The organism is Kitasatospora sp. NPDC056138 (assembly GCF_042264695.1).
In the GTDB taxonomy this organism is placed as follows: Bacteria; Actinomycetota; Actinomycetes; order Streptomycetales; family Streptomycetaceae; genus Kitasatospora.
Map to the genome: position 1 here is coordinate 1 of NZ_JBHJVK010000071.1, position 12629 is coordinate 12629.

7 protein-coding genes are annotated in these 12629 nt (G+C 67.3%); 5 read left to right on the forward strand and 2 right to left on the reverse strand.

Annotation, left to right across the window (positions count from 1 at the left end):
- Positions 1-301 precede the first annotated feature (301 nt).
- Positions 302-1069, reverse strand: a complete 768-nt coding sequence (locus ACFC1R_RS31505; RefSeq protein WP_375944452.1) for a hypothetical protein — start codon at positions 1067-1069, stop codon at positions 302-304.
- A gap of 177 nt (positions 1070-1246) precedes the next feature.
- On the opposite strand from ACFC1R_RS31505, the gene ACFC1R_RS31510 reads away from it, so the two are divergent.
- Positions 1247-2092 (forward strand): PE-PGRS family protein, encoded by an 846-nt coding sequence (locus ACFC1R_RS31510; RefSeq protein WP_375944454.1) that lies wholly within the window; start codon positions 1247-1249, stop codon positions 2090-2092.
- Here ACFC1R_RS31510 and ACFC1R_RS31515 read toward each other — a convergent pair.
- A complete protein-coding gene (locus tag ACFC1R_RS31515; RefSeq protein ID WP_375944456.1) occupies positions 2022-3680 on the reverse strand; it encodes a PE-PGRS family protein in 1659 nt (552 codons plus the stop codon). The two genes, ACFC1R_RS31510 and ACFC1R_RS31515, sit on opposite strands and share 71 nt — an antisense overlap.
- 142 nt (positions 3681-3822) lie before the next feature.
- Here ACFC1R_RS31515 and ACFC1R_RS31520 point away from each other — a divergent pair, with 142 nt between their 5' ends.
- Genes ACFC1R_RS31520 through ACFC1R_RS31535 form a run of 4 tightly spaced genes read left to right on the forward strand, consistent with a single transcriptional unit; the run spans position 3823 to position 12597 of the window.
- Complete coding sequence (locus tag ACFC1R_RS31520) at positions 3823-5082, forward strand: helix-turn-helix domain-containing protein (protein ID WP_375944458.1); 1260 nt, start codon at positions 3823-3825, stop codon at positions 5080-5082.
- 60 nt (positions 5083-5142) lie between these two features.
- On the forward strand, positions 5143-6390 hold the full coding sequence (locus ACFC1R_RS31525; protein WP_375944460.1) for a hypothetical protein: 1248 nt from the start codon (positions 5143-5145) through the stop codon (positions 6388-6390).
- Positions 6387-9695, forward strand: a complete 3309-nt coding sequence (locus tag ACFC1R_RS31530; protein ID WP_375944462.1) for a hypothetical protein — start codon at positions 6387-6389, stop codon at positions 9693-9695. Before ACFC1R_RS31525 ends, ACFC1R_RS31530 begins: the two co-directional genes overlap by 4 nt.
- 52 nt (positions 9696-9747) lie before the next feature.
- Positions 9748-12597: an RNaseH domain-containing protein gene (locus ACFC1R_RS31535; protein WP_375944464.1), complete on the forward strand. Its 2850-nt coding sequence runs from the start codon at positions 9748-9750 to the stop codon at positions 12595-12597.
- Positions 12598-12629: the final 32 nt, after the last annotated feature.

The following is a 12629-nucleotide window of genomic DNA, read 5'->3' on the forward strand; positions in this document are numbered from 1 at the left end:
AAAGCCCCCGTAGCGCTTTGCGCTCGGGGGCTTTGTGCTGATCAGCACTGGTGGCCAGGGCCGGGGTCGAACCGGCGACCTTCCGCTTTTCAGGCTAAGCCGGGGCGGCGAGATGCCCCAGTTTGGGTGATTCTGACGTCCGTGGAAGGCTGCCATCGGACGTCGCCATCCGGGCCGGTTGGCGTCAGCGTTGGCGTCAACCGGGGGCCAGCTCGAGGCACTGGTGCCCGGTGGGGCGGTGGCTCGGGTGCCATTACGGGCTCTTCACCCGTCGTCCGGCCGTGCGACTGGTGAGGTGCCTCTACGAGTGCCTCTGGGACGTCAGCCAGGTCTCGAAGCCGGACAGGAATTCGCCCATCGCTCCCAGCGAAGACGGGTCTGCCGTGTACTGAGCCGACAGGTTGACCTCGTACAGCTTGTATGCGGGCCGTGCGTCGCGTGCTGCTGCAGCGGCGGCTGCCAGCGCGCGGACCGCGTTGTCGCGGTGGCCGGTCTCGACTGACTCGATGAGTTCGGGCCAGAGGTTGTCTCCGATGTGGTCGAAGAGCTCCATCAGGTGCAGGCCGGCCCTGTGGGCACGGTTACGAATGGCTTCCTGCTCGGCAATCTCGTGGTCCTCAGCCCATCGGTCGTCCTGCTCGTCCGGCTCCGACCAGTCGGCCATCTCGGTCTGGAACTGGCGGTCGAGGTCCTCCTGGGTCAGCTGCGGGTGCTCGAAGGCAGGTGTTTCCCCAGCCTTGAACAGCCCGAGCGGCACCGTGAGGTCGGGGGTGGGTGTGCCCTCCAAGAGCGCGGTCAGCAGCAAGACCGCGTCGATCTTGGGAAGGACCTCAGCGACGTCCACGAGACCCTCAAGGGTTCCGACTGCCTGCTCGACAGCCGAGTAGTCGTGCTCGGCGATCTGATTGTCAAGGTCGAAGTGGAGGTGGAGGATCGCGCTGCCGATGCCGCTGAGTTCGTCCAGATGTGCACCAACCTCGGCCTCGATGCGTTCAATGGTCTGTCGAAGTTCGCGAGCCTCGGCGGCCTGTTCCTCAAGCGCGGCTACCGCTTTGGCGATCTCACTCACACTGTGCCCCTTGTCCCGTGAGGATCTGTCTCAACTTCCTGGACTGGCAACCCTATTACCAGCCGCGGACCTTGCTGGTCTACTGCGCCACCTCACAGCGGTCCCGTTCCATTTCCGGCCGGTAACGGTGCTGGGAAGCGGTAGCGCAGCAGGGCACCGCTTTGGCTCAATTGGTGCGTGGAGATCAACGAGAACTGGGCCTATCGTGCCCAGCCCAAGCTGCTCGGTGGCGCTGTCCGCCGTGTGGAGATCGTCCGAGTGGGAGACCCGCGTCGGTCGGCCCAGGTGCACGTCCGGTTCCTTGAAGGTGAGGAGGCCGGACTGCAGGAGTGGGTGGCGCAGGCATCACTGGTCGCCCGGTGGGCCGACGTTGAGGTCTTCCGTGCTGACGATGCTGCGGAGCTGAGGCTGACCGAGGCGTCCCGGCAGGTGCGCAAGAGCCCCGAGTTCGAGGCGGCCCGGACGATCCTGGGGTTCGTCCGCCCGAAGAGCCAGGTCCGGCTGCGCAAAGGCGTGGCTGACGCCGGCGTGTTGGAGCTGGCAGACCTGGATGCCACAGCACAGCGTCTGGGCCTCGACCCGGCCGAGCTGCGCGCCGATCCGATGGTCTACGAGAACCGCTCCGGGCTGTGCCTGGCGGGCTGGCCGGTCGTCGAGCGGATCGCCCGGCGCGTTGCGGAAATGCTGGCCGAGGAGATCCTGCCGGAGGTCGACCGCCGGCAGGAGTCCGTGGACCGCGAGCGGGCCGTTCCGTCATGGCACTCCTGGGAGCGCCGCCGGGACGACGGGAAGCTGAAGGCCGAGGACGACGCCCTCCGCACCATCCGCGAGTGGTGTGGCCAGGAGCGGGTGGACCGTTATGACGAGCTGCTCGCGCTTCGCGAAGAGGTGGAGCGGCTGAACACCCTGATCGAGCGGGCGGTGAAGGCGTTGCGCGAGCGCGGGCACGGCGTCATCGCCTCCACCATTGAGCGCGACCTTGGGGTCCGTATTTCCAGCCTTGGTCCCGAGGTGAGGCGCTGAGGTCGCGCCAGGGGTCTGGCTGGCGGGGTGGCTGGGCAGGCTCGGCCGGCGGTGTTTCCTTGACGGTCCGGTGCGGGCTCCAGCCCTTGAGGAAGGGGCGCAGGGCCTCGTCAGTGGGTTCGGTCTCGAAGTCCTCGACGCCGAGCCCGCGGCCGGGCGACGTCGGGTCGATCCTGTCGGCTTCTTCCTCGCCCCACTTGGCCCACTGACGCAGGCGCTCGGCCTCCGCGACGGACGTGGCGCGGGACACGGATTCCTCTAGCTCCGCGCAGAATCGGCGGATCTCAGCCGCAGCACGCCACCGGTCCAGGGCCGCCCCGAAGGTCTCCGCCCGCGCAGTCTCGGCGGCGTGGACCTTGGCGGCGGCGATGGCTTTCTCCCACTTGCGCTGCTTGCGCTCCTTCTCCTCGGCCTCCAGTCGTCGCCGCTCGGTCTCCGCCCGTTCCCGCTCCTCCTTGAGCCGTCGTTGCTCGGCCTCGTACGCCAGGCGGTGCGTTTCCTGCTCCTCGGCGCGTGCTCTCAGGGCGCGGAAGGCAGCCCCGATCTGTTCCTCCAGCTGCCGGCTGGGTGTGTCTCCGCACTCCTTCGTCCAGGCGTGGGCGCGGTTGTAGCTGTGGTGAGGTTCGACCAGGTAGAGGTCGAGCTCGCCGGACGGTTCGGATCGGTGGGCGGGCGTGACCCGTTGCCAGTCGTAGGTCTTGCGTCGCCCCTTGGGGGCGGGAACGTACTTGACGTGCCTCTGCCGCTCCTTGAATTCGATCTCCCAGGTCTTGCCGTGGGCGTTGAGCATCGGCCTGATCTGGCGCCGCTTCTTCAGGATCGTCACGTCCCCGTGCCTGGACAGGGCTTCCTCTGCGATCAGACGGACGATCGACAGGACTCGTGGGAGCACGTCTTCGGAGATCTCGAAGGCGCTGTGGTCGGCCTTGATCGCCGCGATGACGTCGTCGACGTCCGTGATGACCCTGCTTCGCTGGAGGCGGATTCGGTTCCACTCGGTCTCGTCGAGCCCGTTCGTCCGCAGCAGGCCGAGGAAGAAGTCGCCCTTCTCCCGTCCGCTGTACTTCAGCTGGTAGCCGTCGGGCGCGTACTCGCGAGCGGCGTCAAAGGCCCGCCGTAGCCGCGCACGTTCCTCGGGGGGCGGATCCGAGATACGCAGGAAGCGCCCGGCCTGCTGAACCTGCTCGATCAACGCCGACCCAGTCACCGAGCGACGAGGTGGCAGCGGGCGGGCGGGGCGGGTAGGCGCCGCCGACTTCGGGCTCATGGCCCCTTCGCTCGGCTGAGCGTCCTGCCGGACGACCTTCGTAGCCGGTTCCTGAACCTGGCCTCGCTCAGCAGACCGACCGACCTTCTTGGCTGGCTGGTCCGGGTGATGGCCACGGTCCAGATAGAACCGTCCAACGTCGGTGATCTCTGCCCGCCACTTCGTGTCAGCAGCCTTCGGCATGAGGATGAGCCCGCGGCCCTTGAGTGCCCGTGCCGTAACGGCGAGCGCGGGTTCGTCCGAGGTGACGGGTTCGACACCCGCACTGATACGAGTCAGGAGAGCGAGCTGACGCTCGTTGAGAGGAGTCCAGCGGTGCATACCGCCGTGGTACCGCCTCACTTCCGTCCGGCACAAGCCGATTGATCAAATCTGCCGAGAAGAGGACCGCTCGGCATCCGCACTGCGGCTTTCGAGGCGTGGCTCTATTGCAATGAAGTCTTCATTGGACTTCCATGGCTGTATGCCTCTTCCCTTGCGCACAATCGACCCGGCGCGATTGGTGTCCAGACGTGTCGAGCTGGGGTTGACACGCGAAGCGCTGGCTGCGAGGGCTGGGGTCTCGTCTCGGATGATCTTCTTCTATGAGGAGGGCCGGCACACGCCCACTCCGCCTCGACTGGAGCAGTTGGCATCCGCTCTCGGCTGCGAGGTGGATGCGCTCACCGGGGCTCCGCAGGGACAGGAGACCCTGGTCGACCTGAGGTATGCCGCTGGACTGACGCTGGAACGGGTCGCCGAGCTTCTGCGGGCGTCGGTGTCAGGCCGTCAGTTGTCTGTCTCGGCACCCAAGATCTCTGCACTGGAGAAGGGGCTGCAGGTCCAAGGGCGGCACTGGCAGGACCCCGAGACGACGGGGCGGCTTCTTGCCCCCCTTGCGAAGGCGTACGGAGTCCCAGTACGGATGGTCCTGGACGCGTGGATGCGCACGAGGCCGGACGAGCAGGCTCCGACCTTGGTCACCAAGCGGAAGCAGGAGCCTTCACGGGCGGCGTTGGCGACGTGGGAGTCGCTGAATGAACGCCAGCAGGTCTACTTGGGCGAGATCATGCGGGACGACCGCATGACGGAGACCGAGATGTGGATGCGCCGGGTCCAGCGGCTGCCTGTGCCGAAGGCCGCCGAGTGGCGCAAGTTGCCGCTGACGCTAAAGGCCGCGCCTTCTCTTGTCGGGTACACCCGGTTGCAGGAAAGGCTACGCCAGCATGGTGTGCACGACCCGGGGGCCGGACAGACGGTGCACGCGCTGGAGCGGCGAGGTTTGCTGGTGGTCACTGAGGATTCGGTTGAGCACCCTGCTACCGGAGAGGTCGGCCGGGTACTGGTCGAGATCACTCGAAGAGGCCGTGCGGCTGCACGAGCGGGGCTTGGCGAACCACGGGAGCCGGACCCTGCGGCCCATCTGCTGTCGGAGTGGCTCTGGGGAGTTCTGGCGCGTGTCGCAGCCGCAGAGCCAGCCGGGTTGGAGGACGACCAGTTGGCCGGCCGCTCACTGTTCTTCATCGGTGTGGGCTATCGAGGCAGGGCCGGAGGACAGCCGAGCCGCGGCCTGGTGGACTCAGTGCCCGTCATGGCCCCCGGGGGAACGCATGTCGCTGAGTACCGCTGGCGGCTGACCCAGCTCGGTCGGCGTCACGTGGTGGAGTATCTAGATGTCTACCGAGAGCTCTATCCGCGCATCGATACCACAAGACTCGACCTGCTTGCGAACAAGATGCCGTAAGTGCGCCTCTTTTCTTCTCTGGTGGCGTGTTTGTCGTAGGTGCCCCGTACGCTCCGGATCGTGACGAGTCCTTTGGACGATGGCGCGCAGGCGCTCGATGACGACCGGGTCCGCTACCTGGTGACCCGAGCTGCGCTGCGCGCTGCGAAAGCGATGACCGCGCCGGGCCTGGAACCTCAGCAACGCCTGACAACCTTGATGGAGTGTCACGGCATGCTGCATGCGGCACGCGGCCCGGGTAGCCCCCTTGCCTTCGGAGAGTTCAGACGGGCACTCAGGGGGGACTTGGCGGTCCTGCTGCCCGAGGGCGTCAGGCCACTGGATCTGGACGGGATGCTGGTCGTCGACCAGGACGGGCAGGTCACCGAGGACGCCTTCGACCTCGATCTTGAGCAGCAGATGCTGCTGCACACGCTGCGCAAGCTCGACACGTTCGCCGGTGTCGTCAGCGACCGGGATCTCCAGTCGGAGATCGACCAGGAGACGGCCTTCACACTGCTGCGCAAGCAAGGTGAGCAAGCCGTGTACGAGGCCGGCCGCAAGGATCTGATCCGTTGCCCTGCAGGGCCCGTCGACCAACTGTGCGAGCTGCGGCTGCCACCGCTGGTCGCAGATTTCTATCGGGAGATTCCCTTCGACTCCGTCTATCGGGGTTGGTGGTTCCCGTGCCCCGTCTGCAGATGGCCGATGCGGGTCGTCGTCCGGAGGAACGCGGGAACCTCCGTAGGAGCCGCGCGCTGCTGGCACACGCCCCACGCGGACACGGGGGCCTCCTACCTCTTCCGGCTGCCGGCAGACGGCAGTGCACCAGAGTTACTGCCGGAGCCCGCACCGCCTCGTCCGGAAGGTCGTGAGGCGGTCCTCTATCCGGATCTCGGAGAAGTCCCGCAGGCTCTGCCCGCAGAGGGCCACAAGGCCGTCACCCGAGGCATCTGGCGCTACACGACTGTTCCCGGTCTGCCCGAGCTAGCCTTGTACGACCGGCTGACGGAGCGCGGGCTGAAGGTCTCGCTGTGGCCGGGCCTGGACGCCTACGACCTGCTGATCGAGGTCGGCCCGAAACGGGGCAAGAAGACGACGTTCAAGGTCGACGTCAAGGACTACACCTCGGCCACAGTCCTGGGGAGCCTCGTCCATGCCCAGGAGGGCGACCGGGGCGGCGCCGACTGGCTGGTGGTGCCGGACTACCGGGCCCGCCAGGTCCCCCTGCTGTCGGGGGTGTGCGCGAAGTACGGGGACATGCAGGTCGCGACCGCCTCCGAGTTCGGCGAGTTGGTCTGCGAGAAGGCCGGGGTGAACTGGACATGAGTGACCTGCCCATCGAGGAAACCGCGGTATGCGCCGCACTGGCCCTCGCTGGCCACTACTTCCCGTTAGTGGTCGACGGCGAATCCCGCACCGCCGCTCCCTTCGCCGAGGCAGCGTTCCTGCTCTCGGGGACGTACCAGGCATGGGACCGCTGGAAGATGCTGCCTCATGAGGAGAAACGGCGGATCGCCGCGGTCTGCTCCATCGCGCCGGGTGAACTCGCCGACGTTCGGAAGTTCTCGGTGGCAGCGCGTTCCCTGCTGGCCGGGCTGAACGGGGAAGCTCCAGGGGACGCATCGGTCATGGCCCCCTTCGAGACCGTGGGCGACAACCCCTTCACGGCCGATGCCGCGTTCCCACGACTCGGAGGCGATCCGCTCGGCTACGTCGACCGTCTGACTGCCCGTTTCCGGCGCCCGAGCGCCCGGCCGAGACCTCCGGAGTTCGCCGGCCCCGGCACGTGGTTCACCGGGGAGATCTTCGTCAAGGACGTGGGCCAGATCCACGGGCGCCTGACGATCCCCACCTACCCCCAATTCGCCGAGGCGCTCAGCCACGACAGCCTCCCCCACCTCTCGACCGTCCTGTACATGGCCGACCTCCGTATCCCCACGCCCGATCTGCTCGACCTCGCCGAGCAGATCGACCAGCGCTACCCCGAGAACAAGCGCTACCTGCGCCACACCATCGGGCAGCTCTTCGACGCGCTGAAGACCACGGACAGCATGTCCCCCACCGAGGCCCTCGCGCTGACCGCCGGCGGCATGGAGATCTTCAACGCGCCGACCGGCACCGGCAAGAGCGTGATGGTCCGCGTCATGGCCGCCTGGTTCGCCACCCGCAACCTGCGCGTCACGATCGTCCTGCCGGACATCAAGGCGTGCCTTGCCATGACCTGGAACGTGCGCGAGGACCTGGCCCACCTCCACCGGTCCAAGGTCATCGAACACGAGGCCACGTGCGCACACTTGATGTCGTCGTCCGGCATGCACGACCGCGCCCTCAAACTCGCCTCTCTGATCAACGAGGACCCAGACGCGCCCGGCGAGTGGGGCGAACGTGCCGAACGCGACGTCGATCCCCTGGCGTACGGATGCGCCCTGAAGACGTTCCTGGAAGCCACCGGGGACTATCCGCCGGGGCGCGAGCCGTGCCTGTCGTTGCACCAGCAGGGTGTCGGGGCTGCGGCCTGCCCCTGGATCCCGACCTGCGGCAGGTACGCTCCCGTGTACGAGGCGGCCGACGCCAATGTCGTCATCATGAACCACTACGTGTTCATGCAGGGCAACCTGCGGATCGGCGTCAACCTCGACGGTCGGCCCGTACGCAGCATGACCGCAGCCGAGTTCGCGCTGCGGACCTGCCACGCTGTTCTCATCGACGAGGTCGACCAGTTCCAGTCCCGGGCCGTCGACAAGTGCGCGAGCGAGATCATCCTGCACTCCCGCCGGCACTGGTCGGCCGCACCGCAGGAGATGGACACCGACGCCAAGCGGCTACGCATCGACGACGAGCACAACCTGTTGCCCGCTGTCAGCCACGTCCGTCTCATGGCCGAGTTCCTCCTGCTCAGCATCTGCAAGAACGCGCTCAGCCTGCACGCCACGGAGGACGACCGGGCCCAGGAGCGCATCCCCGACCAGACCAGTACCCGCTGGCACCTGGCACGTGGGCGTGACCGTACCCTCCTCCGGCTGTTGTGGTCGCCGACAGAGACGGGCGACGGTGCAGACATCCCGGCTGAGCTCTTCCAGCAGCTCAACGCCCTCATGCCTACCCGCTATCAGCGCCGCGATCCGCTCAGCCGACAGGCGAGCCTGCTCGACCCCGACTGGCATGACGTCAGGGAGGCGCTCAGCGCGCTGGTGGCGCCTCGCGGCGAGCACCTGCTGGACGCCGTCAAGATCGAACTTCACGGTCTGCTCGAGCCCAGCGTCAAGGACCCGCACAGGCGTGCGCAGGCGGTCAACCTGCTGGTCACCCGGACCGCGATGATCGAGTTGGACGAGGCGTTATCCGCCCTCCAGGAGAAGGCCCACGACTACCGCTCCTCCGGTCTGCGTTCGGCCCAGAAGATCGTGGAAAACCTGCAGGCGACTGCCATCTCCGCCGTTCTGCCGCTCGGCATGCTGGGGCAAGCCATCACCGGCTACCGAGTCACCGGACTCGACGACAAGGAGAAGAACGCGGCCCTGGTCGCCCAGACCATCGCCGGTGACCCGCACACCTTCACCGCCGAGCTGGGTGGGATCGTGTCCCTCATCCTGGCAGGCGTCGAACGGCCGGTAATGGGGCTGTCGGCCACCGCCTACTTCCCCCAGGCAGTCCGAGAGCACCTCCACGCCCCCGTGCGCTGGTGGATGACCGACGCCCAGGCCAACTCCATCCGGGCCAGGAAACACCGCATCGACTACGGCGAAGGCCACCCCTTGTTCGGAGAACCGATCAAGGTCTCCGGCACCCACCCCAGCCGTAAGAAGGACGCGCTCATCGAGCTCGGCGGCAACCTGTACGACCAGTACATCCACCGCGAACTCGAACGGACCGCCGCCATGGACCCCGATCGGGCACACGTCCTGGTCGTCGCCAACTCCTACCAACAGTGCGCGTGGCTCGCCCGCGGAATCGCTCAGGCCGGGCAGTACGACGGCGGACTGTGCCTGGCCGTCCGCGCGGAGAACCGGCACGGTGCCGACCCCGAACTGCCCAGGGAGACCGTGGCCGTACGCCTGACCGCCGAGGAGTTCGAGGACTTCCCCAATCACGGCAAAATCCTCGTCGTTCCGCTGTCGCTCATCGCCCGCGGGCTCAACATCGTCAAGGGCACCCGCTCAGCGGTCCGATCCGTCTACCTGTGCGTGCGCCCCCTCGCGCTGCTCAACGAACCCGCCGAGATGTACGGCAGCATCAACGCCGCCGGGCTGCGTGCCCTGTCGGCCGGCGGTATCTCCGACCCGTCGCAGGCCCTGGCCGGTGCCCGCGCAGCGGCATGGGACCGCCTGGTGCTCCTCCTGCGCACAGCCCCACAGTTCACGGCGATGCACAAGTCCCTCCAAGAGGAGGTCGTCGCGGGCATGATCGTCGACCTCATCCAGCTCGCCGGTCGCGCCCGTCGCGGCGGCACCGAAGCCGTGCTGCACATGGTCGACTACGCCTTCCACGAGGACACCTGGAGCGCCGACCTGGAGACCGTCCTTCGGCGCATCCACTCCCAGTGGCCGCCCGACGTGCGACGACGCATGAACGACCTGTACGGAGAGGCGCTCAACGCTTTCCTCTCCTACGCCGGCATCGACCCCCACTGACCCTGGGCACCCGGGCAACCGACGAGACTCACAAGAGAGAAGAAGAGACCACGTGACCGAGCAGGACCCCGCACCGGGCGACCAGGACCGCGCACCCGGCAAGTACCTCAACACCCTCGCCTTCCGCTGCACCCCCGAACTGGTCGGCGATGCCGTTGTCCACGTGCGGCACTTCGACGAAGCGACCTGGAAGCTCTGGGACGACTTCGACCACCTGTGCAAGAAGAAGTTCAACAACGACTCGGCCCAGGCCCCCTACTCCATCGCCACCACCGTCCTGAGCATGATGAGCGGCGGCTACGTCTACTTCGACCCGGACCGCCGCGCCCCGTTCCTCGCCTCGCTCCGCCCAGTCGACAGCAAACTGCTCCGCCGCGTCTTCACCCTCACCCACTACCTGGCCCTCGGTCAGGACGTCAGCACGATCGACATCACCACAGCGCCCGAACTGGCCAAGCGGATCGCCGACACCCCAGAGCGCACGCACCTGCTGGCCGAGTACCTCCAGCCCACCAGCAACACCCAACCCAGTGCCCCCAACTGGCTCTTCAGCACAGTCGCCTGGGAGCTGTCCCGACGCTTCGCCGCTGAGCCCTGGGCGATCTCCGACAGCAAGTCCATCCAACTACGGGCGGACACGACGGGCGGCCTGGTCGCCTTCGACGACCCCTGGCAGAACGAACAGGGAGGCCGCTTCGCCCTCTCCCGGACCGCACTGAAGCTGAAGACCCTGCCCAACGTCGCCAACCCCGTGCTGCTGCTGAATTCCCGGGTGACCCGCATCTCCTCGTCCCTCGTCTTCTCCACCACCGCCCTCGCGGAGCAGCCCGGCCCGGACAACCCGCTGCTCGAGGTCAAGCTCAACGGCCGCGGTGGCGCCCGCACCATCAACCGCCTCGCTCTCCAGGCCCTCGGCCGGCTGGAGATGGACTACTCGATCCTGCGCACCATCGACGAACGTTCGAAGCGGGAGCAGAAGCTCCTCGCCGACGCGAAGGAAAAGAAGGAAGCAACCCGCTTCCCGCGCGAGCACCCCGGACAGGTCTGGCCCATCCTGCCGAAGAACTTCTCCTTCCCCATCGGCACCGGCACCGGCATGCACCACCTTCGGCTCCTGCACCAGCACTTCACCAACGTCTTCGCCGACCGCGCCGAGCCTCTGGAGACGCTCGAGGCGCGGATGAGCCTCCCGCACCGCCCCACCGACCCGGAGAACATCTCCAAGCAGGAGTACTTGCGCCGCAAGGCGGAGCGCGAGCAGCATCCGGATCCGAAGGCGCTCGGCCCGATCCGCCAACGCGGCAGCCTCTTCCCCACCCCGGAGTCCATCTTCGCCTCCGTCGAAGCTGCCGGCTTCAAGAAGCTGCGCATCGTCTGCCTGTGGTACCGGGACGAAACCCGACTGCGGATGCTCGACACCTTCTGCAAGACCTTCGGCCTCGCGGCAGAGGGCCTCGACCCGCACGGCGGCGACGAGCTCAGCCTGTACGGAGATCAGATCACCGCCGTGTTCCATCAGGCTGGCGACTTTCTCGAGCCTGGGCCCTCCGGCGGCCGCAAGGAGGCGCTGGCGGCCACCGGAGCCGCGCTTCGGTCCCACGACGGGGTGCTTGTCGGTGCCTGGTGTGAGACGGAGATCCCGACAGCCGCCGACGCCGACGGCGGTGGTGAGACGAGCCCCGACGACCTCGACGCCAAGCCCCAGACCAGGAAGATCCTCGCTGACCTCGGAGTCCCGACCCAGTACCTCCGGGGTAAGGACGAGAAGGGCGTTATCAAGCCCAAGGCGAAGGACCACCCCGCCGAGATGGCCCTCCTCGACCTCTACCGCTCACTCGGCGTCATCGACGACCGCATCGCCAACGCCCTGCAACCCGAGAAGGCGGGTTATCCGGTCGACCGCATCGCCCACGTCGGCATCCACGTAAGGCAGCAGAACAGGCGCAAGGGAGAATTCGGCCAACCCAAGGTGGTCATCACCGCCTCGGCCCTCGTGCCCCCGGAGGTCGCCGGTGGCACCTGGACGATGCTCGGCTGGAGCTCCACCCGGCCTGTATGGCAGCCCTACCGCCTGGCACAGCCGGCCTTCCACGCCAGCGCCTATCCCGAGGGCACCGGTGACAAGAAGACCTACCGGCAGCGCTGGGACGACGCGGCCGAGACCGTCGAGCGCGCCCTCGCCGACCTGTCCGAGGAACTGGACGGCACCCCGTACGTCGTCACCGTGGACGAGCTTGCCTCACGACGGATGTGGGACGGGCTGCAGAACATGCGTCTCGGCAGCTCTCCCGAGAAACGCAACAGCCGCTACTGGCTTCCCGGCAGCACCCTGAGCCGTGACGAGCGGCCTCAGGCCGTCATCCGTATCAACGTCAGCGACGAGGAGGTACCACAACCGGTCAGCACGACCCGGATCGCCAAGGCCAAAGGCAGCGACCCCGTGGAACAGGACACCGCGACCACGCTCTACCAGGTCACCACGGACTTCGGCACCCCGGTGTGGATCTTCTGCAACGTGCCACGTGCCTTCGACGGGGACGGCGCAGGCCGGCTGGGATCCAAGTACACCCGATGGGATGCGAAGACCTCCGTCTTCTCCGACAAGAAGGAGGAGCGGCGCAAAGGTGAGATGCCTCAGAACTGGTACTCCATGACGGCCAACGAGATCTACCCGCTCGCGTGCGCCGAGGGCGTCTCCGAGGAGGCTCTCGCCATCACCACGGCGAAGCTCTCCCACCAGGCCCAGTTCTGGGACGGACGCTCCCGCTTCCCCCTTCCCCTGCACGCCGCGAAGCAGATGGACCTCGACCATCCGCAGTACCGGCGCACCGCCGCACCGGAGGAGAAGCCGCTTGCGGAACCAGGTGCTGAGGAAGCACCGGTTGATGGAGCCGAGGATTAGCGTAGGTCTGGGCCGCGCAGCGACGAGGCCCG